Below are 24,848 nucleotides of genomic sequence, written 5' to 3'. Positions count from 1 at the left end.
GAGAATGCTCCACCCGTGCACGACGGCCGCTGGTACGTGTCTGGGGAGTCTGGTGTCCAAGAAGAAGCTGATCGAGGTCGCGCTGCCGCTCGAGGCGATCAATGCGCAGTCCGCGCGCGAGAAGTCGATCCGTCACGGGCACCCCTCGACGCTGCACCTGTGGTGGGCTCGTCGCCCGCTCGCGACCGCGCGCGCCGTGCTCTTCGCGCAGCTTGTCGACGACCCGGGCGAGAACCTCGACGAGTACCGCGCCGAGGCCGAGAAAAGCGGCGTTGAGGACGCTGCCGCGCACGCCGCCGCGCGCGTCGACGCCGAGCGCGAGCGTCTGTTCGACCTCATCACTCGGATGGTCGACTGGGACAACCTCGGCGACGAGGCTCTCTTCGACGAGGTGCGCGCAGAGATCCGCCGCTCGACCGATGGCAACCCGCCCGCCATCCTCGATCCCTTTGCTGGCGGTGGGACGATCCCGCTCGAGGCGCAGCGGCTCGGACTCGAAGCGCACGCGAGTGACCTCAACCCGGTCGCCGTACTCATCAACAAGGCGCTCATCGAGATCCCCCCGCGTTTTGCCGACCGCCCGCCCGTGTTCCCTGGTGCGGAGGGCACCCGCACTCACTGGCCGAAGGCGACCGGCCTCGCGGATGACGTGCGCCGCTACGGCGAATGGATGCGGGACGAGGCGCAGACGCGCATCGGACACCTCTACCCGAAGGCGCGCCTCGACGACGGCACCGAGGCGAACGTCATCGCCTGGATCTGGGCCCGCACCGTCACCTGCCCCAATCCCGCCTGCGGCATCGAGATGCCCCTCGTTCGCTCGTGGTGGCTCGGCAAGAAGAAGGGCAAGGAGGCGTACGTCGTCCCCACCGTCGTCGACGGACGGGTGGAGTACTCGATCGGTCACGACCCGAAGGATGCCCCGACGAAAGATGACGACGGCACTGTCGGCAGGCTCGGTGCAACTTGTATCGGATGCGATTCTGCCGTCCCGCTGAAGTACATCCGGGCGCAAGGAAAGTACCACGGACTGGGTACGCATCTGATGGCGATAGTCGCAGAAGGGAAGCGGCAGCGCATCTATACGGCGCCGACGCCCGCCGACGTCGATGCGGCCTCGGTGCCCGTGCCCGTCGATGTCCCGCTCGGAGACCTCGCCGCCAACCCGCGCGATTTCAAGACGCCCAACTACGGCATGAGCACCTTCGCGTCGCTGTTCACGAACCGACAGCTGACGGCGCTGACGACCTTTAGCGACCTCGTCGGCGAAGCGCGCGAGCGGGTGCTGCAGGATGCCCTGGCCGCAGGCCTCGACGAGGGAGACCGCCTCGAGCAGGGCGGCTCCGGCGCTGCCGCCTACGCCGACGCAGTCGCCACCTACCTGGGATTCGCGATATCCAAGTCGACTGACTACCAGAATGCGCTCTGCTCGTGGCGGAGCGATCCGAAGAACGAAGGTGTTGGTCATCTCTTCGCGCGGCAAGCAATCCCAATGATCTGGGACTTCGCGGAGGGCGCCCTTCTCGGTGAGGCAGCGGGCACGGTGTCCCGTCAGATCGGCAATGTGGTTACGACACTAGAACGGCTGCCAGCGCGGACAGCCGGGGTGGCTGTGCAGCAGGATGCGGCCAACCGGCCGTACGCGGGTGTGCTGATATCCACGGATCCGCCGTACTACGACAACATCGGTTACTCGGACCTGTCGGACTTCTTCTACGTCTGGCTGCGCCGCTCGCTGCGTTCAGTGCAAGCGAAACTGACCCAGACGATGCTCGTTCCCAAGGCAGATGAATTGGTCGCCAATCCGTATCGCCACGGTGGCAAGGATGGTGCTCGATCGTTCTTTGAGGACGGCTTCGAGCACGTTTTCGAGCACGCTCGCGAGACGGCGACGGACCAGTTCCCGATCACGGTGTATTACGCGTTCAAACAGTCCGAGACGGACGCGAGTGGAACGGCCTCGACGGGATGGGAGACCATCCTCGGCAGCATGGTACGCGCAGGGTGGACCGTGACGGCGACCTGGCCGGTGCGCTCCGAGCTCGGCAACCGCATGATCGCGTCGGGAACGAACGCGCTGGCGTCCTCGATCGTGCTCGCGCTTCGCCCTCGTCCCACCGACGCGCCGATCATCGATCGCCGCGGAGTCCTCGCCGAGCTGAAGGCCACGCTTCCCGAGGCGTTGCGTGATCTGCAGCAGGGCAGCGTCGCACCGGTCGACATGGCCCAGGCCGCGATCGGTCCCGGCATGGCGACATTCTCGAGGTATGCGCGCGTTGTGGAACCGTCCGGCGAAGCCATGAGTGTGCGCGACGCGCTGCGTGCGATCAACGGCGTGCTCGATGAGGTGCTCTCCGCGCAGGAGGGCGACTTCGACGACGACACACGCTGGTGCGTGGCGTGGTTCGAGACGCATGGCTTCGACGTCGCCTCGTACGGCGAGGCCGAGACCCTCGCCAGTGCAAAGAACGCGTCAGTTGCTGCCCTCGCGCGCGGCGGGGCGGTCTCCAGCGGCGGCGGCAAGGTGAAGCTGTTCTCCCCGGAGGAGCTCCCGGCCAGCTACGACCCGCGCACCGACGATCGCATCTCGCTCTGGGAGGTCGTGCTGCACATGGCGCGTGCCCTTTCCGCGCAGGGCCTCGACGCCGCCGGGCGCATCCTGGCAGGCGCCGAGGCGCGCGGAGTCGACACCGCGTCGGCGCACGAGCTCGCCTACCTCCTCTACTCGATCGCTGAGAAGAAGGGCCTCACCCAGGCGGGCATCCTCTTCAACACGCTCGGGTCGTCGTGGCCCGAGGTGCGAGCCGCCGCGGCATCCGCAGCCGAGAAGCCCGAAGCGCTCGACGCACCCACCCTTGACTTCGACGATCTGGAGGCATGACGTGGCATCCAACCTCGACCGCGTGGGCGGTGCGCTCGACATCCTCGCCGCAGAGCTCGAGCCGTTCGTCGCGCGCGTGCTCTCGCCGCACCTTCCCGCCGGCGCGCACGACTGGACCCTGATCCTCGCAGCGAAGGACGACATCGCAGGCAAGGAGTACTCGCCCGCCGACCCGCAGGTGCAGCTGCGGGTCATCACCGAACCGCTCGGCGCGCTCAAGTACGCCTTCAACGACGTTCTCTCGCGCGCTGAGCAGAACCTCGCCAGCGAGACGCGCGCCGTGCGCGACTCGTGGGCGCACCGGAAGCCGTTCAGCGCCGACGACGCCTACCGCGCGCTCGACACGATCGAGCGCCTGCTCCGTGCGATCGGGTCGGGTCCTGCGGCCGACCGTGTGCGGAAGACACGTCTCGACGTGCAGCGCTCGGCCTACGCCGATGAGACTCGCCGTGACACCCGGTCCTCCTCAGGAATGCCCGGACTCGCGTCCTCCGAGCTCACCCCATGGCGCGATGTCCTCCAGCCACACGCCGATATCGCGGCCAATGACTTCGCGCGCGCGGAGTTCGCGGCTGACCTGTATCAGGTCGCCACCGGTGCCGAGGCATCCGTCGACTACAACGACCCCGTCGAGTTCTTCCAGCGGACCTTCCTCACCGAAGGTCTGAAGAACCTGCTCGGCATCGCCGTGCGACGCCTCGCGGGCGACATGAACGCTGCGCCGGTCGTCAACCTGCAGACCGCATTCGGTGGTGGCAAGACCCACTCGATGCTCGCGGCCTGGCACCTGTTCAGTGGCCGCCCACTGGCCGACTTCCCGCAGGGCGTGCAAGACGCGGTCGCCGCGCTCGACGTCAACCCCGCAGCCGTCGCGCAGGACGTGCGCCGCGTCGCGATCGTCGGCAATGAGCTCTCTCCCGGCCAGCCGTGGACCAAGCCCGACGGCACCGAGATCCGCACGCTGTGGGGCGAGATCGCCTGGCAACTGGGCGGTGCCGACGCATACGCCCTCGTCGCCGAGGCCGACCGCACTGGCACCAATCCGGGTGCCGCGATGCGCACCGTCATTGCACAGAACTCGCCGTCGATCATCCTCATCGACGAATGGGTTGCCTACGCCCGCGGGTTGTACGGACAGGACGACCTCGTCGGCGGCACCTTCGAGACGCAGTTCACCTTCGCCCAGCAGCTCACCGAGGCCGTCAAGTCGGTACCGCAGGCGCTGCTGCTCGTCTCCATCCCGGCATCCGACATCCGACGCGATGATGACGCAGCTGTGGCATCCGATCTCGAAGTCGGCGGTGCGCACGGCCGTGCAGCGCTCGAACGCCTGCAGAACGTCGTCACCCGCGTTGCGCAGCCGTGGACGCCCGCGAGCAGCAACGAGTCGTTCGAGATCGTGCGGCGCCGGCTCTTCCGCGAGCCGGACGCCGCCGCTCAGCGACGGATCGACGCGACCGCAAAGACGTTCGTCGAGTACTACCGCCGCAGCGTCGGGGAACTCCCCGCCGAGACGCGCGAGTCGTCGTATGAGGATCGCATCCGCAGCGCCTACCCGATCCATCCCGAGCTGTTCGACCGACTCTACGGCGACTGGTCGACGCTGGAGAAATTCCAGCGTACTCGCGGCGTGCTTCGCCTCATGAGCGCCGTCGTGCACGCCCTACACGCTGCCGGCGACGACTCGCCGCTCATCATGCCTGGGTCCATCCCGCTCGACTCGGCCGCGGTGCGCGACGAGCTCACTGGCTACCTCGACGACGGCGACCGCTGGAAGTCGGTCATCGAGAGTGACATCGACGGGACCAACGCCACGGCGGTGCTCGTCGACAAGGAGAAGCCGCTGTTCGGCGGGCGCGCGCTCACCCGGCGCATCGCGCGGGCCGCCTTCGTCGGGTCGGCGGCGACCCTCGGCGCCAATCACAAGGGCGTCGAGCGCAAGCGGATGTTCCTTGGCGTCGCTATGCCCGGCGACACCATTGGGAACTTCGGCAGCGCGCTGCAGCTGCTCGGCGAGCGTGCGACCTATCTCTACGCCGAGGGCGACCGCTTCTGGTTCGACCTCCAGGTCTCGCTCAACCGCACCGTCGCGGAGCGCGCGCAGTCGTTCTCGGAGGCCGACGTCGCAGCCGAGGTCATCGGCCGCATCCGCCGGCATCCGGGGCATCCCGGCGCATTCGCCGACGTCGTCTTCGCACCCGACGATTCGGCAGACGTCGCCGAATCCGAACGTGTGCGCCTCGTCGTGGCGGGCCCACAGCACGTACACGACGGCAAGAGCTACGAGTCGAAGGCGCACGCTTTCACGCGCGAGCTCGCGTCGACCAGGGGGAACGCCCCGCGCCAGAACGTCAACACCGTCGTCGTGCTCGCTCCCGACCAGTCGCGATGGACCGATCTCGAGCAGTCTGTTCGCCAGTACCTCGCCTGGCGGGGCGTGCATGAGTCGCGAAAGACTCTCGACCTCACGCAAGGTCAGGCAGAGACGGCGCAGAACCGTGTGACGACGTTCAACCGCACTGTCGACCAGCGCATTCGTGAGACGTGGATCTGGGGGCTCTATCCGCAACAGCCGCAGGCGAACGAGCCGTGGACGACATCCCAGATCAAGGCCGACGGCGCCACCGAGTCGGTGATCCGCACGGTCGGCGACAAGTTCGAGAAGAACGACATCGTCATTGCGCATTTCTCGATGCAATCGATCGCGATCGAACTGCAGAACGTGCTGCGAAGCAGATGGAACGCTGGGCGCATCAGCATCGGCGAACTGTGGGAGTTCCACTCGCGGTATCCCTACCTCGCCCGGCTCCGCGAGAAGCAGGTGCTCCTCGATGCGATCTCCGGTGCGATGACCGACCTCGGCTGGGAGGGTATCGGGTTCGCCCTCGCCGACGGCTATGACGACGCGACCGGGGACTTCGTCGGCCTGCGTTTGCCGATTGAGGACGCCGCGCCAGCCGTCTTGACCGACGACATGCTTCTCGTCTCACCCGCGCTCGCGCGCGCGCAGCGTGACCGGGAGACTGCTGCGGTCGTCCCCATTCCCGGTCCTCATCCGCAGCCTGACCTGTCCCCAGAACACACTCCCAAACCGGCTCCGCAGCGACCGCCAGCACCTATCCGCAATGCCCGCTACCGGGGGACGCTCGAACTCAAACCAGGCGCGGACCTGAGGGCACAAGTGATCGTGCTCGCTGAAGAACTGCTCGAGCACCTGCGTGGCGCAGCACCCGACACGCTGGAGATCCGCGTCGACATCGAGGCGGGCCGGTCCGACGGATTTCCCGAATCCGTTGTCCGCACGGTCAAGGAGAACGGAACGAATCTCGGCCTCTATCCGAACAGGTTCGAGGATCTCTGATGAGCGCGGAGCGGCACGTCACCGGCTTTCAACAAGTGGCACCCGATCCGTCGATCGCGAAGTCGGTGGGTCGCCACCACACCTTCGAGACTGCCGTCGCGGACCTTGTCGACAATAGCCTCGATGCTGGCGCATCCCACGTCCTCATCCGTTTCCTCGAGACTCACGGTGCCATTACTGGGCTCCAAGTGATTGACGACGGTCGTGGGATGGATGGCGACCAAATCGATGCCGCGATGGCCTATGCGCGCAAGAGGTCCTACGACAAAACGGAGCAAGGTCATTTCGGACTCGGGCTGAAGGCGGCATCCCTCAGTCAAGCCAATACGTTGAACGTCTACTCCCGTCGTTATGGTGCGCTCGCAGTCGGCCGGACAATCGGTGCCGAGGATCCGACGCGGATCGGCGACCTCGACGGAGACCATGCTGCGGATGTTCTCCAGGGTCTCCGCGTTGACTTCCCGTGGGCGAATGGCACGGTCGTCGAGTGGGTGGGTGCGCGGACATTTCTGAGCAGCGACGACAATCGCGATCGCTCCCGGTGGCTCGATCAACGAGTGGCGGCGCTTCGGACCCACCTCGGGACGGTGTTCCACAGGCACCTGGCTGCTGGCTCCATTGCGGTCTCGATCGATGTGTTGGATGAGTTCCTTGGCGAGTCTGGTGCACCGCGCGCCGTTACCGCGCTCGACCCCTTCGGGTACCGCAGGTTGCCCAATGACCTCTTCCCCGCAGCGCTCACGTTCGAAATCGACAACATCACCGCGTCCGGCGAGGCGCATGTGTGGCCTGCGTCGCAGGCGGGGCTACCGGAGTTCCGCCTCGGAGGACGTCCCGGTGGGCTGGCACAGGGGTTGTATTTCTACCGCAACGATCGGTTGCTGCAGATCGGTGGCTGGAACACGCTCACCGTCGACCGGCCGGAGCTCGAGTACGTGCGGATCGCGGTCGACATCGACGGATCGCTCGAACCGCATGTAACTATCAATCCCGAGAAGGCCGGTCTCGAGCTCGACGCCGACGCGAAGCATGCGCTGCTCGACGCGCGGCTGCAGCCGGGCGGCATGCGATTGCAGGAGTTCCTGGAGGCCGCCGAGAACCGTCGGCGCGAGAGTCGACGGTACGTCAAGCGACCTGTCTCGCTCGTGCAGCCGGCACGCGGCATGAGCCCGACGATGCGCGAGGCTTTCGCTGAGTCGGTCGAGGCCGACGAGAGTGGGCCTGTCGCCATCCGGTGGCGCGTCGAGGCATCCGAATCACCGGTCACCCTCGATCTCGAGGGCCGCACGATCTGGATCAACAGCGCATACCGATCGCTCATGGCGGGCGGCGACGGCACCGACAACGAGGACGCGCCGCTCGTGAAGACACTGCTGACGATCGTCTACTCGAGATACTTCGAGGGGTCGTATCTGGGCTCACGTGAGAAGGCTGAGCTGGACGCCTGGGGCCAGCTGCTGACCGCTGCGGTGCGGGATGAGTCCGCACGCGAGGAGAAGGAGTTGCGCGATGACGCCGAAGGGTGATGCAGGTACTTCAGGTGCCGATCCCACGCACCTCGATCCGCGGACGGTCGAGGCGTACTTCCGGCTGGGCGCGCAGGCGGCGTTCCCGCTGCACACGGACCCGCAGATCGTCATGCGGATCCTTCCGCAGCAGGAGGAGATCGAGCTTCTGACTCCCGCGGCGGGTCCGGACCCCGACGTCACTGCGCTTGAGCGCCTGGACTTCTCACGCATCATCAACGACGGCGGCGAGTGGTTCCGCCTCGCGGTGTCGGCGCGGGACATGCACTACGAGGCCTACGTTCTGATGGAGTCGGTCGTCGATCAGATGAAGGGCGGTGCAGCATTCCGCAATGCGGTGTCGGACGCGGTGCATTCGTTCAAGGATCTGCTCGCAGGGCGTCGCGGCCTCACGGACGAGGCCGCGCGGGGGCTGCTCGGCGAGCTGCTCGTGCTCGAGCACGCAATCGACGCCTTGGGGGAGGTTCTCGCGATCGAGGCATGGCTCGGTCCGTTGGCCGAGGAACACGACTTCGCGTTCAAGGACTTCGATGCGGAGGTCAAGACCACGAAGTCCGAGAGCCGTACGCATCTGATCGGATCGGAGACCCAGCTCGAGCCCGAGCCGGATCGCCCGCTGTACCTCGTGTCAATCCAGCTCACCCGGGCGGGGCTCGCAGAACAGGGATTCTCTCTGGCTGAGGCCGTCGCCCGCACGCGTGCGCGCCTTGACCAGACGCTGCGGACGTTCGATGCCGCGCTCGACAGGTTGGGCTGGCGCAGCGCCGATGCGGATCTCTACCGCACACGATTCCAGCTGCGGTCGACGCCGCGTGCCTACCTCGTCGATGAGGCGTTCCCCGCGATCACATCGGACCGCCTCGACCAGGTCATCCCGCAGCGCGCCAATGTCGTAAGCGTCTCCTACCGTGTGAATGTCACGGACCTCGACCACGCCGTGATCCCCGCTCCGCTCAATGACTTCTGCGAGGTTCCTGAATGACCGCATCCGTCGACTCCCGCCTTTCCGAGTCCGTTCGCAAGGTGCTGAAGCAGATCAGAGACACCGGGCCCGACGAACTGGTCGACAACGTCACGTTCGATCTGCGCAGGACAGAGGTGACGCCGACGGAAGCCGAGATCATCGCCGCCGTGACCGTACCCGAGCTCAACGACCCGGCTCGTCGCGAGATGCACATGGCGCTCGCCGTGTGGGACGCTGCGACGTCGCAGGAATGGGTGGGAGAGACCTCGCCTGCGACCCCCGACCGTCGGGAGCTGATCTACGACCGACTGGGACTTGGCCCCGAGGCACGCGAGGCGCTCGACAAGGCCATGCCCAGTGCATCGCAGATGGATGCGATGATCGTCGACCCGAAGAACTGGACCCCCTGGTACGACGAAGACCGCCGCGCGGCGCACGACTTCTACTGGCGGGCCTATCGAGGCGTTCTCGAGGACAAAGGGTGGGACGTGGACGCGCTTGCGACGCTCGACCGTTCGACCACCGAGATCGTGCAGCGGCTTGCGGACCCGAGCGCGGACAAGGGCTACCAGACCAAAGGCCTCGTCGTCGGCCACGTGCAGAGCGGAAAGACCGCGAACTTCACCGGGATCGTCGCGAAGGCGGTCGATGCAGGCTACCGCCTGATCATCGTCCTCACCGGAACGATCGAACTGCTGCGCGGCCAGACGCAGCGACGGCTCGACATGGAGTTGTTGGGGGAGGAGAACATCCTCGGCAGCGCCGACAGGACCGACCCCGATTCCATCCGCGACATCGACTACATCGGGACGCAGGACTCCGACTGGTACGCAGGGAGGTTCTTGAAGCACGGACAGGATCTGCATGCGCTCCCCGAAGTCCCGGAGATCAAGCGCTTGACCACCGTGGACCGTGACTACCGGAAGCTGCGGCTCGGGAAGGACACGCTTGACTTCCGGCGGACGGGTGAGGTGCAAGACATTTCGAAGCCCGTTTACGCGCCGGAGAACATCCACTCCGTCGACGTTCGCATCGCCGTGATGAAGAAGAACACGACGGCGCTCAAGAATCTTCTCCACGATCTCAAGAACATCCGAGCGGACGGCAAGGAGATCCCGGCGCTCATCATCGATGACGAGGCCGACCAGGCATCCGTCAATACGGTCAACCCGAAGTCGGCGGAAGCGCGTGCGGAATCGAGGAAGCGCTCGGCGATCAACAAGTTGATCTCTGAGCTGCTTCAGCAGCTCCCGCGCGCGCAGTACGTCGGCTACACGGCCACGCCGTTCGCGAACGTATTCATCTCGCCGGATGATGCCGAAGACCTCTTCCCCAAGGACTTCCTGGTCAGTCTTCAGCCTTCGTCGCAGTACATGGGCGGGCGTTACTTCCACGACCTCGGCGGTGTGCCTGACGAGTGTCGAGGAGACCCTGCGTGTTCGAACGAGGCTGCGTTCGTCCGGAATCTGAAAGCCGATGGCGATGCCGACCCCGCAGCGGAGGCCGGCGAGATTCAGGCAGCACTGGACGCCTTCGTGCTGACCGGCGCGATCAAGAAGTGGCGCGAGTCGATCGACCCGGCGAAGTTCTCGTACCGTCACCACACGATGCTGGTGCACGAGTCGGTCAGCACTGCCGAGCATTCGGAGCTCGCGGACAGGTTCCGCGAAGTCTGGAGTCTCGGTGCGTACAGCAGCCCTGCCGGGTTGGCGCGACTGCGCGAGCACTATGCGAAGGACTTCGTCCGCGTGCACGACTCACGGGAGGCGTGGGCGGACCTTCCTCTGCCCGATTCGTTCGATGCGCTCAAGCCGTACATCGGACAGGCCGTCGATGCGATCACTGCGGCCACCGACCCCGTCGTTGTTGTCAACGGGACGAAGGAGAGCGACTACAACTCGATGGACTTCCAGACGGGCCCGTACTGGCGCGTCATGGTCGGCGGGGCGAAACTCAGCCGTGGATTCACCGTCGAAGGGCTCACGGTCACCTATTACCGCCGGAAGGCCGCGGCAGCGGACACGCTCATGCAGATGGGGCGTTGGTTCGGATACCGTCCCGGATATGGCGACCTTGTCCGTCTCTACATTGCTCGCAATGTGCCGGGCCCGCGTGGGAAGGTCTACGACCTCTACGACGCCTTCACCTCGATCATCGAGGACGAGGAGGAGTTCCGCGATCAGCTGCGCAAGTTCTCCGAGATCAAGGAGGACGGCCGGCCTGTCGTGCGGCCTATTCACGTGCCCCCGCTCGTCTTCCAGCAGCTGCCGTGGCTCAAGCCCACAGGCACGGCGAAGATGTACAACGCGGTCCTCAAGTACGAAGGCGAAGGCGGTGTCGTCAAGGACTTCAACGCGCACGACTACCGTGAAGACGGCAGTCGCAATGTGAAGCACTTCGCGGCGGTGAAGCCGCTGTTGCAAGGGCTTTCGGAGGTGCTGATGTTCTCCGGAGTGAACAGCACGACTTACCGGGCTCGCGTCGGCGTGTTCTCGACAGATGTCGTGCTCGAGGCGCTGCGCAGCATCACGCTCTACGCCCCCGATCAGCTGAGTCCGACGATCAGCATGATCGAGAAGGCACGTGCCGAGGGAACCCTTGAAGACTGGGCGGTTGTCGTCCCTTACCTCGGGGGCGACTACGAACGCGAGGTCGAAGGTTCGGTCGTATCGCTCGCAGAACGTCAGCGTCGCCCCGACCGTCCGGGCTTCGCTGGCAGCGAGCGTCGGCACCGTGCAGCACTCGAGGTGATCACACAGAAGCCGGACCGTACTGCCGAGGGGGGGGAGAACGCTGTCGCCTACTCGACACCGACGCGTGGTGCGCTCCTACTCACATTCGCGTTCGATCCGGTACTGACCGCTGAGGAAGCCGCCAAGGGCGAGCGGGCCGATCGTGCACGTGTCAAACGAGATGCCTGGCCAGCGGTGATCACCAGCGACAACGTCGCGACCCTGCTCTCGCTCGCCATGCCGTACGGATCGGCGCCCAGAGGCCGGATCGGATTTGCTGTACGGCGTGAGGAGGACGCGGACGCGGCGATCGTCGACAGCTACTGAACTGAGTGCGACATGCCAACCACGTGGAGGATCTTGTCGGCAACGGCTGTCGCTCGCTTGTCCCCCCCAAGAGTCGGGGCGCGAGCCAGACTGCCTGGAGGAGTGAGGCGTCGGTTGGTCGGTCGCACACGACCTGGGTTCGCGCCGTAAGTGGCACACCCTCAGCTCAGAAAGGTCGCGGATGGTAGCGACACGACCGGACGGACGACATAGAGGGCCTTCAGATCCGCTCGGGTCGCGACCGTTCGGTGATACCAGGCTGGTGGTCGGCCCGTGACTCTGGAACGCTGCCAACTGACCAGCGATCCGACGAGCGCGCCTGCGACGACCGCGGCGGGAATTACCGCGAGTCCGGCCATTGCCGATACCTTGCCGCTGGTGCCAATGAACCTGGGGTCCCATGCGCGCGCAACGGCAGTCGCTGTTGTCATGCCTGCAGTCGTGCTGGCGGCCGCCGTGAGATTCTTCGCGAAGGCGGCTTGAGCTTCCGCCCGCACCGATGAATCGACTACCTCTTCACAGATGACAGTTCCATCTGCATCGCGCGCTGTCGTCAACCAGCGTTGGAAGTTGCTCTCAGGCTGGCTTCCTCCCCATAAGGACTCGTACACAGCCCGCACCTGCGACGCAGGAAAATACTTAGGCAAGAAGTCGAGTGCTGCCGTTGTCTTCGTGAGTTGCTCGCGCCAATACGAGGCGATTGCGGCCCGGACGGGATCTAGTCGCGTTTGTCGTCCGCCGCCCTGGACGCTGCCGGGGGAAGGTATCAACTTCGTCCATGCCTCACCTCGGAACTCGGTGACCGCGATCGGTAGAACCGCCGTTAGTAGGAGGTTCGGGCAACCAGATGAGTAGTCGACGCCCGCGTTCTCCAGAGGAATGGTAGTGACCGCGTCGAACTCGTCGGTCCGGAGCTCGTCCGGTATGGCGCGGGCGAGAAGGCTCCTTCCCGCGTCAGCAACAGTTGACGAGTCGGGGACATCTTCAGCTAGCCAGTCCGATCCCTCGCCGAAGTAGGAGACTGCCAGCGATGGCTGCGTTGGGTCGTCGTCTGCCTTTAGCGCTACCGGAACCACTGTCACTCGAAGGCTGGACATGCGTAAATTGTAGCCCATATCCGACCTCCGGCGCGTATCTGTGCGCGTTCTACTCATCTGATTGAAAGTGTGATACCTTCACTCTGTCGTCGAAGTTCGGCGATCTCGACCCGGAACGGTGGACCCCGACATGTCGAACCTCGAAATCGCACCCCAGCTCGATCTGCGACGTGTCGCGGAAACGGCATTTGTATGCGGTGTTCTCGGCGCAGCGGGCGCCGTGCTGTGGCAGATCCCTTGCGTCAGGAAGTTCGCGACTTCCGTCAGTGTCAAGAGGGTGCTTGTGGATTCGTTCACCGGTCTCGTCCTTGGCGAGGAGCGGGGCTACTCTCGGATACCGCTGGCGTAGTCGAGGTGGGCATCGCACATGTCAGCAGTACGGCCCTCGATACCAACATGAGTGTTCGCGTTCCCGGTGGTGGGGACAGAAGTGGCTGTGCGTTCAACGGATTCGGGGGCCGCGCCGGGATGCACGTTCAACGCAATGGCCACCCCGAGAGTGTTGGCGACAACCTGGCTGAGTGGCGGCGGTGGTGATGCTGCCAGAAGATCCGGACGGCTGGTTTCCGATGCCGGAAGGCTGGGCGTTTCGTGAGCGCAGGGTGATCACGCGTCGCGCGCATGACGAATCACTGGCGTGGTTCCCGGTTCCGGACCCGAGCGGCTATATGGGGATCGGGCTGGCACTGATGAACAAGACCGACGTGGCGCGCGAGTTTTGGATGTGGACGGACGAATCTGGAGACCGGGTAGCGCGCGTCGTCAAACTTGGCCATCGACAGTACGTCGTGGAACTCCATGGTGTGGATGGTTGTGCCGTCATTGAGGATCCAATGCGCTTCGGGGAGGAGCGCTGGGTAGCCGATGATGAACGCGACGTGCTGGGACATCCCGCGGTCTCTCCAGCCAAGGTGCTGTCATCCTCGGTCATGGCAGAGAGTTGCGCGCGCATGTGGTTGGACCATGGAATTGTGGACGATCGCTACGTTCTCGGCAGGTGGGCGACAAGCACGTAGGCCGCGTGACAACGCTAATTAACGCGGCGCGCGACGACCGCGCGCCGCCCTATCTCGCGTGGTGGTAGCTGGTGCCGATGCCAAGCACGCGGCTGAAGAACTCGAACGCCGGCGGAGCGGCGATGCCGAGGGTTGCGACTACCAGCACGGCGCGCCGGGTCATACGCGTGCGTCCAGCGCTGTCACCTCCCCGCAGCAAAGCGGTAGCGCGCGGCGTTCGATGCCGTTGCGCACCATATACTGAGCGCAGATTGGGGGGATCCGTGGCGAAGAACACCGGTCAGGGCAAGCGGGTGGGGCTGATAAAGGGTCGCTACCAGAAGAAGAACTCACGCACAGGACTCTGGGACAAGTACGACAAGCGCGGGAACTACATGAGCACGAAGAAGACTGGCGGGCCATTCAAGAGCATCATCAGGCTCATTGGACGCAATCCGCGTCGTCCATAGCGCCAACGTCCGTTAAGCAATGGAGGATCTGAGCCTTGGTTTCGTATGTTTGTCCCAGCTGTGAAATCGACTTCGGATATCCACAAGGTCTCGCGATCCATCGCGAACTGGGTTGCGAATGGGGCAACGGCAAGTACGCCGACGATGCAAAGTACTGCTGCGGCGTGATCTATGAGGATGGTGAGTCTGCTTGCGCCAGTTGCGGCGAGCCTCTGTAGTCCGTACGCCTTCCTCCCGCTTGAGCAAATACTGACCGGCGCACTGCTGCGGCGCGACTACTCTCCCGCCCAGCGTTCGTCATCGGGCACTGGATGCTGGCTCCCGCTGAGTGCTGGATGGTCGGCGACTGCGCACCCACTCGCACCGTGAAGCTCTACGACGCACCTTCGGCAGCCGAGTCGTACGACACAAGCTGTCCGTATGCGCGGTGCGTCGCCAGGCGCTCGCCCGTTTGCTACCCGGGGGGCTGGGCTCAGAGCATCACCGTGGCCCTTGACGTAACCGCCGCCGACCATGAGCGTGACCGGCTGTGCCCACGGGGGACCACGCAACCCCGCGCTCGGGCGCTAGCGTTGGACATCGCGGAGACGCGCGCGTCCGATCCGCGCGGTCGACGACGACGCTCACGATGCTGCTCTGAGGAGACGACATGAAGCCCGACCCCGGTCACGTTTTCGTCATCCGCGGGGACCTGCGGAACCTCGCATGCTCCGCCTGGATGCAGACAACCGACAAGCGACTGCGCCCCGGCGGCCGCTGGGAGGTCGATATCCCCGATGCTCCCACTCGCCTCGATCCGAACGATCGCGCCGCTTTCGAGGCCGAGCGGGTCTACGCGATACCCGTGTGGCCACGAGGCGATGCGCGCGAACCGGTCCCCTTTCTCACCGCCGTGCCCTTCTACGGGGTGAGAACGGCCGATGAGTTCCGTCCACGCATCCGGGCATTCGTCGAGGCCGCTGTGCCGATCGCGCGTGCGCGGCTGACCGGCGGCAGGCCGCGCCCGTTGTTGGGCATCCCGCCGATCGGGTTCGGTCGAGGCGGCGCGCATCTGCGCAAGGGCGACGTCATCCGGATGCTTCTCGACGAGGCTCGCACGCTCGCCGCAGAGTTCGAGGTCGACATCGCGATCGTCCTCCGCGATGATGCGAAGGCCTATGCGCTCGCGCAACACCTTCGTAAGACGTCCGGAGTCGACGCGTGGCCGGAGTTGAACGCGGATGAGCTGGACCACGCGCGTCGGCTCGGAGACCTCGCGCGGATGGGGCGGCTCGTGCCGTTCATGGGAGCCGGTGTGAGCGTGAGCGCGGGTGCCCCGACCTGGGCGGAGCTCATCGAGAAACTGGCGGATCGCGCCCGCCTCGAGGCTGAGGTGCGTACGGCACTTCTCGACAAGGGTCGCGATGTACTCGACCAGGCGACGTTCGTCAGGCAGGCGATCGACGAGCAGTCGCCGAACGATCCACTGGCCTTCGCGCGTGGCATCGCCGCCATCACCGACATGCCGCGCTACGGTCTCGCTCCGGCACTATTGGCGTCGCTAGACAGCGAACAGGCGATCACGCTCAACTACGATCGGCTCTTCGAACTGGCGGCCGGTGATGGCGGGATGCCCAGGCGCACGATCCCCAGCACGGCACCGCGCGATCACACGCACGACCGCTGGCTCCTCAAACTCCACGGGTCGGTGGACGATCCCGGGTCGATCGTCCTCACCCGCTCGGACTACCTCGGCTTCAACACCGACCGCGCAGCCTTGAGCAGCATCGTCAAGGCGACGCTTCTGACTCGGCACGTACTGTTCGTCGGATTCGGAATGCGCGACGATCACTTCCACGAGATCATCCACGACGTCCGTCGAGCCATGGAGTCTTCGGGGGTGCCGCTCAGCGGCATCGGGACCGTACTCACCCTCCAGGAGGATCGGCTCGACCGTGAGCTCCTGCGGGAGCTGCAGTTCGTCCCCTTCTCGCCGGACGGAGGCGAGCCTGACTTCGCCTCGGCAGCGCGTCGTCTCGAGATCTTCCTCGACGCTGTCCTCGCTTTCGCGAGTGACGCGCACCCTTACCTCCTTGACGCGACCTACAACGACGGACTCTCCGACGACGAGCGGTTGCTGCGCGATGCGATCCTTCGGATGGTTTCCGACCTCCCTGAGCGCGCCAAGTCGCCGACATCGTGGGCGGTCGTCTCAGCGATGTTGGACGACCTTGGCATCCCGCGCGACTCGCCTCACGTCCCGGAACGGGGCGCCGGAGATTCCCCGGACACAAGACGCTCCACCGCTTCACGCAGAAACCGCTGAGGAGTGAACCCGGGAAGGGTTCGGCGGACGTCCTCCCACGATTGCGCCAGCGGGATCGTTCGGTGACGTGCGCCATACAGAGCGGCGACCGCGGCGGTGCGACTCCGCCCCTCGGCGCAATGCAGGAACACCCGTCGTCCTTCGTTGCGGAGTTCGGCGACGACATCCGCTGCCTCCGTGAGAACGAGATCGAGGTTCGCGTTTCGACCTTCCTGATCCACGAGCCACACCTGCAGGCTCTCCAGCCCGGCGGGCACCTGCGTACGCCCGACTCGGCAGAGTGAGACGACGGCATCCACCTCGGACGGGAGCCGGTCGAGTGCTGCGAGCGATCCGATCCACACTCCGTCGTCGTGCGGGTGTCGAAAGAGGTAGTCGCTGCCGGCGTAGACCGTCGCGCGCGCAGCACTCGGCCAGCCTTCGCGGTCGCTCTCACCGTGCCGGACCGCGAGGCAAGCGAGCCGCGTGAGCTCATTCGCGTCGAACCCCGGCCATCCGTGCAGCCGGCGCTTGAACGACAGGGGCAGCGCCGATCCGCCCCACACCGCGCCGGCGAGGGATCCGGCGATCGCCGCGACCGTGTCGGTGTCGCCGCCGCCGCGGACGGCGCGCTCCAGCGCGTCGCGCAACGAGTTCGCACCGGTGATCGCCGCGAGCGCGGCTTGGAACGCGCGGACGACCCAGCCGTTGCCGGGACGGAAGTCGCGCGGGTGGATGCCGTGCGCGGTGGCCTCGTCGATGAGTTCTGCCCAGCGATTCCGCCGATCGATGGGGATCCACTCGAGCTGTGCGCGGATGTCGAGATCGCCCGTCAGGATGGCGTGCCGGATTGCGAGACACCAGAGGGTCACGGCATCCACGTTGTCCGGCTCCCAGTGGGTGAGCTGTGCAAGTCGCCCGGCGGTGGCGGCGAGCTCGTCGGGGGAGCGGTCGAGGTAGCCGAGTGCCACAGGGCCCGTGCGCATGAGCGATCCGTTCCCTGCGCTGCGGCCGGTGTGGCGGTGCGCAGCTTCGGATGCCGCGCGTGCCGCGTTCTCGCCGGTGTCGTCACCGAGGCGGCTGAGGACCGCTCGGGTCTGTGTTCCGACGTCTTTCGCGGTACGCGCCCATCCTCTCCATTCGGCGATGACCTGGCTGATCGCTTCGGCGTCTTCCAGCGCCCGTCCCTCGGCGAGCTGCCGCAGGATCGGCATGGCCATGCTGGTGTCGTCGGTCCATTCACCGGAATCGTGGCCGAAGCATCCGACACCGAACTCGGGTGTGACGCTATCGGGCAATGCCGGGCCGAACTCGTATTGCGACCCGAGCGCGTCACCCGCGGCGGACGCAAGGACGGCACCGACGGCGCGGTCGAGTTGCTGAGCAGAGAGGTGCATCAGTGGGCTCCTTCCGTTTCCGTCAGACCGAGCGCCTGGCGGGCACGGGCGTACTTGCTCTTCATGCGTTCCCGAACATTTAGGTGGAGCTTCTGCAGACGAGCGGGATTGGTGTTGTCGTCGATGTCGGCGACCTTCACTGCCAGCGCGCGCGGATCGGCGGCGATTCTCGCGTAGTACTCCTCGGTCGAGAGCTCTGCGCGCGGTGTGAGAAGAGCGACGAGCGCGAGAACCTTCGGATGGATGCCTGCAGTCCACAGGTCGTCCAGCGTGAGGTCGGTGTGTTCCACCACGTCGTGAAGCCAGGCCGCGCAGTGCTCCAGCGGTTTCGTCGCCGGGTTGAACCGGGCAGCCACACGGGCAGGATGGGTGATGTACGCCACGCCCGACTTGTCGGTCTGACTGCGGTGCGCCATCACCGCCATCGCACGAGCCAGGGCGACCTGTGTGCCGGCATCCCATTCGTTCTTCTTGGATGCCAGTGTCGTGCCCTGCGGAAGGGGCGGATGCGGGATCGGCAGGTCCACGACCTCGAGGCTGGCCGGAAACTCCGTGCGCTCGTAGAAGAACTGCCACAGTCCGTCGATCGGCGCATCTCCGAGGCAGACGTAGACCGCCTTCATCGGGTTGTCGCCGGCGCCCAGCGGAATCGACACGGTCGCCCCCGTGAAGGCGCTGCCGATGTCGGGCAGGTCACCGTACTTCTGGCCGTCGAGCGGGCCGCCGAACAGGACGCAGGGGATCGTCCCCTTGATTTGTTTGCCCATCGTCTTCTCCTTCTTTAGCGCTGATGTGATCTAAATAGATCATGCACCTGGGTTCCGACATTGCGCAAGGGTGCGCTAAATTGATCGCATGGCCGACTACCGCGACAGCTCAGGAAGACGACTGTTTGACTACCCGCAGCCGTCCGTCGCGGTGGACACCGCGGTCCTCACGGTCGCCGACGGCGCGCTGGCCGTGCTCCTCGTCCGCGCCGGCGATTCTGATGGCGAGTGGCGTCTGCCGGGGTCGTTTCTGCATGAGGGGGAGACGCTTCGTGGTGCCGTGCTGCGCTCGTTACGGACCAAGGCGGGGATCGACGGGCTCCGCCCTCGTCAGCTTCACGTGTTCGACGAGCCGGGGCGGGATGACCGGGGATGGGTGCTGTCCGTCGCGCACGTGGACGTCGTTCGTGTCGACCGGCTACCGGCGTCAGAAGAGCACCGGCTCGCGCCGGTCGACAACCTGCCCGACCTGAAGTACGACCACCGCGAGATCGTCGGATTCGCGGTCGATGCTCTGCGTGCCGAGTACCTCAGTTCGCCTGACCCCGCTGGTCTTCTCGAAGCACCGTTCACGATGCGGCAGCTTCGACTGGTGCACGAGGCGGTGTCGGGCCAAGCGCTGATGCCGGACACCTTCCGCCGGGCCATGCTGCCGCAGCTGCGCGCGACCGGGGAGATGCTCATCGAAGGGCGGGGGAGGCCGGCGGAGCTGTTCGAAAGAGCGTGAGGCGCGGGTCGTTCTGACGCTCGTCGTTTCTGACGCTGATCCCGGCCAGTATGGCGGTCGACCGAGGTGCTCGCTCGCGATTCCCTGGACGCCGACCATGGACAAGAACAAGGACGATGCACGCAGGCACCCCCCGGTGAGCAACACCCCTTAGAGGCATCCTGCAACACCAACCTTCATACCGTAAAAATACCTGGATAATCAGGAAAAACGCTCATACTCTGGCGGCATGCGGGGAGGGCTCGAGCGGTGGAAGCGGGGCGTCGAATCTCGAGGGGTTCGACAGGCGATCGCGTATGCGCTCGAGGGCACGTGCGACGCACATCTGCACCCCGGGGCGGGTGTCGACGCACTCGAGGCGTACAGCGCGGCATCCGATTCGACCGTCACGCGCTTCATCGTCGACAACGGCGTCATCACGTCGGACCAGCTCACCGCCGGCGGCATGCGGGTGTGGGTCACCGGGCACGATCCGGTTACGGGGGAGGAGCGCGGCCACCAGCGGCTGAGCCCCGACGCCGACCTGCTGCTTGATGGGACGCTCAATCACCCGAAGTCCTACAGCCTCGCCGCGCTGCTGCACCCCGAGCTCGCGACCGAGTTCGAGGCGCTGCAGGATCGGCTGCGCGAACGCATCCTGCTCACCTGGCAATCCGAGCTCAACGCGCGACGCGGACACGGCGGACGCATCCGCGAAGCGATCACCCGCATCGAGGTCGTCGAGCTGCAGCACCGGCGCTCGCGGGCACTCGACCCGCACATCCACCGGCACCTCTGGCTGAACATCAAGGTGCGCGGCGCCGACGGCAAGTGGTCGAACCTCGACTCGCGCGTCGCGATGAAGCTGCACACCGTGATCAACGCCGAGGGTGAGCTCGCCGCCCGCACCGACCCCGCCTGGATCGCCGCGCTCGCGCGCCACGGGTACACGCTCGACGACGCGGGCGAGATCGCCGAGCTCGCCGGCGCCGTGCGCCCCCTCTCGCGACGGTCCACACAGATCGCGGCGAACCGGGCACGTCTGATCGCGGAATGGTCGGCGGCGCACGGGGGAGCTGCGCCGAGCATCGACGTGCTGCAGCAGATCGATCGGCGCGCGTGGGCGGTGGCGCGCCCGAACAAGCCGGCGGATCTCGACGAGATGTCGTGGGAGCAGACGGTCCGCGACGAGATGGCGGCGATCGATCCGAGCCTCCTCGGGGCGCGCGCGGCCGTTCCCGTCGCGGCGCGCGATGTGGACGCCATCGATCTCGATCTGCTCGCGGCGCAGGCGGTGGTTGACGCGGACGAACGGTCGACCTCGAGCGGCGGGCGATTCAGCGTCTTCGACCTGCGCGCGGGGGCGATCCGCGCGCTCTCGCGCACCGGGATCGTCGTCGCGCGTGACCGGCTCGACGACGTGATCGCCGACATCACGCAGCGTGCCATGCGCGGCGTGCAGCGCCTCGTCGCGGATGACTCGCCCGCGCACGTGAAGGCCTTCATGGCAACCGAGACGGTGCGCGCCAAGATCCGGCTCGCCGGGCGTCTCGACGTGCTCGCCCAGCCCGGCCGCTCGCTGCTGCCTGGCGAGTTGCGCCGGTTCGCGCACGCCGAGGCCCCGTCGACATTGGATGCCTCGCAGATGGTCGCGGCGTGCGCCATCGCCGGCACCGATGGACTCGTGACGGTGACCGGCCCCGCCGGCGCGGGCAAGACGACGATGCTGCGCGCGGCGTTTACGGCGCTCACGACGCAGCGGCGGCGGCTGCTCGTCGTGGCGCCCACGCGCAAGGCGGCGTCGGTCGCGTCGCGGGAGGTGGGGGCCGCGGCATCCAGTCTTCACGCGCTGCTCGCCGACCACGGCTACCGGTGGGGGTGCGATGAGGCCGGCGCGATGGTGTGGACGCGACTGGGCGCGGGCGATGTCGACCCGGCGACCGGTGCTGTCTACGCTGGCCCTTCGCGGTACGTGTTGGCGCATGGTGATCGGATCGTCGTCGACGAGGCCGGCATGGTCGACCTGCAGACGGCAAATGTGCTCGCTGAGCTGGCGATCGAGCAGGGGGTCGGGGTGGCGTTCGTGGGCGATACGCATCAGGCGACGCCGGTCGGGCACGCGGGTGCGATGGGGTCGGCGATCCGGCACGCGAATGCGGCGGTCGAGCTCGACACGGTGCACCGGTTCCGCGACCGCGACTACGCCGCGCTCACGCTGCGGCTGCGCGATGCCGGCGATGGCGACCGCGCGATGGCCGTCGCCGGTGAGCTGGTCGACCGCGGTCACGTCGACCGGGTCGATCACCTCGACGCGGCGCGCGAGCGGATGATCGAGGCGTACTTCGACTGGCACGCGCGCGGCAAGCGTGTCGCGCTGGTGTCGGGCACGAACGCCGAGGCGGATGCCATCAACGATGCCGTTCAACAGCGGCGCGTCGAGGTAGGTGAGCTCGACGCGGGCGTGGTCGCGTGGGGGATGGGGGAGCAACGCATCCTCGTGGGCGACGCAGTCCAGACGCGCCGCAACGACCGGCACACCGGGGTCGAGAACCGTGCGCAGTGGATCGTGTGGGGCATCCGTGATGAGCACGTCGACCTCGTGTCGGTGAGCGACAGCGGTGAGTTCCGGCGCGTGTCGTCCGAGTACGCGCGCGAGCATCTGCAGCTGGCGTACGCGTCGACCGTGCACGGCGTGCAGGGCGACACCGCCGACGCGTCGATCGTCGGCCCCGACGTGGATGCCGCGGGGCTCTATGTCGGCCTCACCCGCGGGCGGGCGCACAACACCGCGATCGTGGTGGCGCGGACGGACGACGAGGCGCGCGAGTGCCTCGCCGAGTCGATGCAGCGCGGGACGCCGGAGCTGACCATGCAGGATGCGGTGCGTGCGGCGGCGGCGGAGGTGCGACGGGCGGCAAGGGACGTCGCGGTGGCTACCGGGCCGGTGGTGGGGGTGCCGGGGGCGGGGCGTGGGATCGGGGTATGAGCGTACCGGGCCTGGCCACCCTCGCGAAGCGACGGTCTATCAGAGCCAGGCGAGCGCGTCGCGAGACCAGGTCATTCCGCTCGTGAAATCTGCAGAGAGCACCGGATCGAGGAAGTCGCTGGCGAGTGCCGCGGCAAGGTCGACGGTTCTGTAGTTGCCGCACGCTGGCACAGGCTTGGCATCCTTCGCATAGCGAGGACCCCAGGTGGGCGGGATGACGAATCGATCCGGCAGGAGCAGGTTGCGGACTCGAGCCTCCGCGACGAGCGCACGTCGGAGCTTATCGGCGCGCGCACGGTATCCCTCGACGTAGTCTTGTTGCCCGCCGACAGCGCCGCCGTGCCCCGCGTGTTCGAATCGGAAGTAGCCGCCGAGGTCGATCGAGGCAAGTCGTCGAAGGTCGGCGACTTCGAGCGGCTGCTGTTTGCCGAACAGGTTGACGTCGCGTGTTGCTCGGGCCGATCCCACCCGTACCAGAAGTCCCACTGGCTCGGCGGAGTCAACACGGTCGGGGAAGAGGGCGTTCGCCTTGTGTACGCGGACGACCAGTGAGTTCCGGTTGGCGCTTCACGCCCGGCTCTTCGATCGAGCCGACCGGGAACAGTCGGCGGGTGTAGCGGATGGGTGATTCGCCGCGTTCTGCATCGTGTGGGTCGTGATCGCGACCGACCTCGTCGAGCGCGGAAGGCGTTCGGGGTTCGTGTGCTGCCAGCATCGGAGCGGCGTTGGTGGCGATACGCATCGGGCATTGGCTTCGGTACTCTGGAGACCGACAACCGAGGGGACCCGGTGGCCGCATCACTCATCTTCACAACCGAGCCGCTCGCGACACGCGCGCTCGCGGCTGAGATTCGCCACGACCACGTTCGCTTCGTCGCGAAGCTCGCCGAACACGTCGGCGCTGGCCGCCTCGGTCGATTTGCGGACGTCAGGGCCGAGCACGGCGACCAGAAGATCGATATCGCGCTCACCTTCGTGGAGCCGGGACTCGTTGTCGGCATCGAGGCGAAGTTCGATCACACGCTGACGGAAGACCAAGTCGACCGCGAGCTGACAGTCGCGGATCACCTCGTCGTGTTGCTACTCGAGAGGGAGCATGCGCCGGAATGGCTTCCCCGCAAGGCGCGGGTCACGCTGATGACATGGGAAGAAGCTCTCGATTGCTTCCCGCACTCACGCCTGACGCTCGCCGAGGTGGGGGCTGCGCGATCGGGGAAGAGTGCGGTTGAGGCGAGGCTCCGCCGGCTGATCGAACCCGCCCAGCAGCGGTTGGGGTCGGGGTGGGCGATCGACAGCAGACGTGGCGGCTCGGGGATGCCAGCGATCAACTTCTACTCGCCCTGGATTGGCGATGCGCAGCTGCGGGCCGTCCTGCAGGTTGCTCAGCGGGCTATGCCGCCCGCGGGCGAGCCCGTGCCGCTCCGTTTCAGCGTCGGCATCAGCGTGAAGGCGGACTCGACGAGCTATCCGCGAGACTCTGCCAAGACGCCGACGTGGGTCGACGCGGTGCGCCGGCTGCAGCGAGATGTCATCGGCGATCGAGTTGAGGACTTTCATCTCAGTAGGCGTCGCCCTAGTTCGGCCCACGTGAACTCCAAGACCGAGAACGGCCGTGCGCACGCTCGCAAACTGGCGATCGTCGGTCACCACTTTGACGACAGCGAGCGCTGGTTGACCACGGGGTACATCGACTGGATCGTGGGGCCGGCCTCAACCCGGATGCCGCTCGAACAAGTCGAGCTTCTGGCGGACGCTCTCGTAGAGATCCTGGATAGCTGGTACCGCGTGGAGATCGAGGCGTTCGCCGGCGTGGAGTCCTGATACAGATGCTGCGGTACGGGTCGGGGTGCGGCTCCTTGCCGCAGGGACGCATGCGGAAGGTGCCGTTGAGTTGTGCACCTTTGCGTATCCGCCGAAGGCGTCGCTTGTGCAGGGCTGCTCGTGCAGTCGAGCGGAGCTCACGCCCCGGGGGCGGCGCTGCGTTGGTTGGAGCGTCCATAGCGCTGAGAGCGACTGGGACAAAGAAAAAGCCCCGACTGTTACCACACAGCCGGGGCGAGACGAATGAGAAGTTCGCCTATCGATATCTAGCCTACCGTGCATAGCGGGGAGGGGGATCAACGGTTGGGCGGGAGGTCCTTGAGATAGAACCACGAGTCGCCGTGTGCGGCGATCTCCTCGCCCTCACCGCCTGACCACAAACACGAGGAATCACACAATCACCGATAGACCACGCCCCAGGACTTGACCCGCGACGAACGGATCTTGAGAAGCGCCCCGAGGTCCGCTGTGCCCACCCAACGTGTGCACTCGCGAGGTTCATATTAGAATAAACGCAATCTACGTTTTCTTTAA

15 protein-coding genes are annotated in these 24,848 nt (G+C 66.2%); 11 read left to right on the top strand and 4 right to left on the bottom strand.

Features of this window, described 5'->3' with window-relative positions; all coding sequences use genetic code 11:
- Positions 1-52 precede the first annotated feature (52 nt).
- Genes BGO46_RS02730 through BGO46_RS02710 form a run of 5 tightly spaced genes read left to right on the top strand, consistent with a single transcriptional unit; the run spans position 53 to position 11,791 of the window.
- A complete protein-coding gene (locus BGO46_RS02730; protein ID WP_292675865.1) occupies positions 53-2,881 on the top strand; it encodes a DUF1156 domain-containing protein in 2,829 nt (942 codons plus the stop codon).
- Positions 2,856-6,242: a DUF499 domain-containing protein gene (locus tag BGO46_RS02725; protein WP_292675868.1), complete on the top strand. Its 3,387-nt coding sequence runs from the start codon at positions 2,856-2,858 to the stop codon at positions 6,240-6,242. Before BGO46_RS02730 ends, BGO46_RS02725 begins: the two co-directional genes overlap by 26 nt.
- Positions 6,242-7,768, top strand: a complete 1,527-nt coding sequence (locus BGO46_RS02720) for an ATP-binding protein (RefSeq protein ID WP_292675871.1) — start codon at positions 6,242-6,244, stop codon at positions 7,766-7,768. Before BGO46_RS02725 ends, BGO46_RS02720 begins: the two co-directional genes overlap by 1 nt.
- A complete protein-coding gene (locus BGO46_RS02715; protein WP_292675875.1) occupies positions 7,752-8,750 on the top strand; it encodes a PD-(D/E)XK motif protein in 999 nt (332 codons plus the stop codon). Before BGO46_RS02720 ends, BGO46_RS02715 begins: the two co-directional genes overlap by 17 nt.
- Entirely contained in the window at positions 8,747-11,791 is a 3,045-nt protein-coding gene (locus BGO46_RS02710; protein ID WP_292675878.1) for a Z1 domain-containing protein, read from the top strand. Before BGO46_RS02715 ends, BGO46_RS02710 begins: the two co-directional genes overlap by 4 nt.
- A 161-nt stretch (positions 11,792-11,952) precedes the next feature.
- On the opposite strand, the gene BGO46_RS02705 is transcribed toward BGO46_RS02710, so the two are convergent.
- The gene (locus tag BGO46_RS02705; protein ID WP_292675880.1) at positions 11,953-12,888 is read right to left on the bottom strand and encodes a hypothetical protein; all 936 of its coding nucleotides are present in this window, start codon (positions 12,886-12,888) and stop codon (positions 11,953-11,955) included.
- Between the two features lie 521 nt (positions 12,889-13,409).
- Between BGO46_RS02705 and BGO46_RS02700 the strand changes: the two genes are divergently transcribed.
- The 3 genes from BGO46_RS02700 (at position 13,410) to BGO46_RS02690 (ending at position 16,658) form a co-directional block, all read left to right on the top strand.
- Entirely contained in the window at positions 13,410-13,904 is a 495-nt protein-coding gene (locus BGO46_RS02700; protein ID WP_292675883.1) for a hypothetical protein, read from the top strand.
- Positions 13,905-14,167: 263 nt separating this feature from the next.
- Positions 14,168-14,353, top strand: a complete 186-nt coding sequence (locus BGO46_RS02695) for a hypothetical protein (RefSeq protein ID WP_292675885.1) — start codon at positions 14,168-14,170, stop codon at positions 14,351-14,353.
- Positions 14,354-15,002: 649 nt separating this feature from the next.
- Positions 15,003-16,658: an SIR2 family protein gene (locus BGO46_RS02690; protein ID WP_292675888.1), complete on the top strand. Its 1,656-nt coding sequence runs from the start codon at positions 15,003-15,005 to the stop codon at positions 16,656-16,658.
- Here the strand turns inward: BGO46_RS02690 and BGO46_RS02685 are convergent.
- Entirely contained in the window at positions 16,586-18,034 is a 1,449-nt protein-coding gene (locus tag BGO46_RS02685; RefSeq protein ID WP_292675890.1) for an ADP-ribosylglycohydrolase family protein, read from the bottom strand. The two genes, BGO46_RS02690 and BGO46_RS02685, sit on opposite strands and share 73 nt — an antisense overlap.
- Positions 18,034-18,801, bottom strand: a complete 768-nt coding sequence (locus BGO46_RS02680; protein WP_292675893.1) for a hypothetical protein — start codon at positions 18,799-18,801, stop codon at positions 18,034-18,036. The genes BGO46_RS02685 and BGO46_RS02680 overlap by 1 nt, the downstream gene beginning before the upstream one ends.
- Positions 18,802-18,889: 88 nt before the next feature.
- Here BGO46_RS02680 and BGO46_RS02675 point away from each other — a divergent pair, with 88 nt between their 5' ends.
- Both BGO46_RS02675 and BGO46_RS02670 read left to right on the top strand, forming a co-directional pair.
- On the top strand, positions 18,890-19,528 hold the full coding sequence (locus BGO46_RS02675; RefSeq protein ID WP_292675897.1) for an NUDIX domain-containing protein: 639 nt from the start codon (positions 18,890-18,892) through the stop codon (positions 19,526-19,528).
- Positions 19,529-19,757: 229 nt separating this feature from the next.
- Positions 19,758-22,493: an AAA family ATPase gene (locus BGO46_RS02670; protein WP_292675899.1), complete on the top strand. Its 2,736-nt coding sequence runs from the start codon at positions 19,758-19,760 to the stop codon at positions 22,491-22,493.
- Positions 22,494-22,532: 39 nt separating this feature from the next.
- Here the strand turns inward: BGO46_RS02670 and BGO46_RS02665 are convergent, their stop codons facing one another.
- On the bottom strand, positions 22,533-22,979 hold the full coding sequence (locus BGO46_RS02665; protein ID WP_292675903.1) for a hypothetical protein: 447 nt from the start codon (positions 22,977-22,979) through the stop codon (positions 22,533-22,535).
- 303 nt (positions 22,980-23,282) lie between these two features.
- Here BGO46_RS02665 and BGO46_RS02660 point away from each other — a divergent pair, with 303 nt between their 5' ends.
- Positions 23,283-24,314, top strand: coding sequence for a hypothetical protein (locus BGO46_RS02660; protein ID WP_292675906.1), 1,032 nt, complete (start codon positions 23,283-23,285; stop codon positions 24,312-24,314).
- Positions 24,315-24,848 lie beyond the last annotated feature (534 nt).

The organism is Microbacterium sp. 70-16 (assembly GCF_001898315.1).
In the GTDB taxonomy this organism is placed as follows: domain Bacteria; phylum Actinomycetota; class Actinomycetes; order Actinomycetales; family Microbacteriaceae; genus Microbacterium.
The sequence above is the reverse complement of the archived record's forward strand: the minus strand, read 5'-3'. Positions and strand labels throughout refer to the sequence as shown.

Bases quoted from the DNA above. Each gene is read 5' to 3' on its own strand.
- BGO46_RS02720 (WP_292675871.1), top strand. From the start codon at position 6,242: ATGAGCGCGGAGCGGCACGTCACCGGCTTTCAACAAGTGGCACCCGAT.
- BGO46_RS02715 (WP_292675875.1), top strand. From the start codon at position 7,752: ATGACGCCGAAGGGTGATGCAGGTACTTCAGGTGCCGATCCCACGCAC.
- BGO46_RS02710 (WP_292675878.1), top strand. From the start codon at position 8,747: ATGACCGCATCCGTCGACTCCCGCCTTTCCGAGTCCGTTCGCAAGGTG.
- BGO46_RS02705 (WP_292675880.1), bottom strand. From the start codon at position 12,888: ATGTCCAGCCTTCGAGTGACAGTGGTTCCGGTAGCGCTAAAGGCAGAC.
- BGO46_RS02690 (WP_292675888.1), top strand. From the start codon at position 15,003: ATGAAGCCCGACCCCGGTCACGTTTTCGTCATCCGCGGGGACCTGCGG.
- BGO46_RS02685 (WP_292675890.1), bottom strand. From the start codon at position 18,034: ATGCACCTCTCTGCTCAGCAACTCGACCGCGCCGTCGGTGCCGTCCTT.
- BGO46_RS02680 (WP_292675893.1), bottom strand. From the start codon at position 18,801: ATGGGCAAACAAATCAAGGGGACGATCCCCTGCGTCCTGTTCGGCGGC.
- BGO46_RS02675 (WP_292675897.1), top strand. From the start codon at position 18,890: ATGGCCGACTACCGCGACAGCTCAGGAAGACGACTGTTTGACTACCCG.
- BGO46_RS02670 (WP_292675899.1), top strand. From the start codon at position 19,758: ATGCGGGGAGGGCTCGAGCGGTGGAAGCGGGGCGTCGAATCTCGAGGG.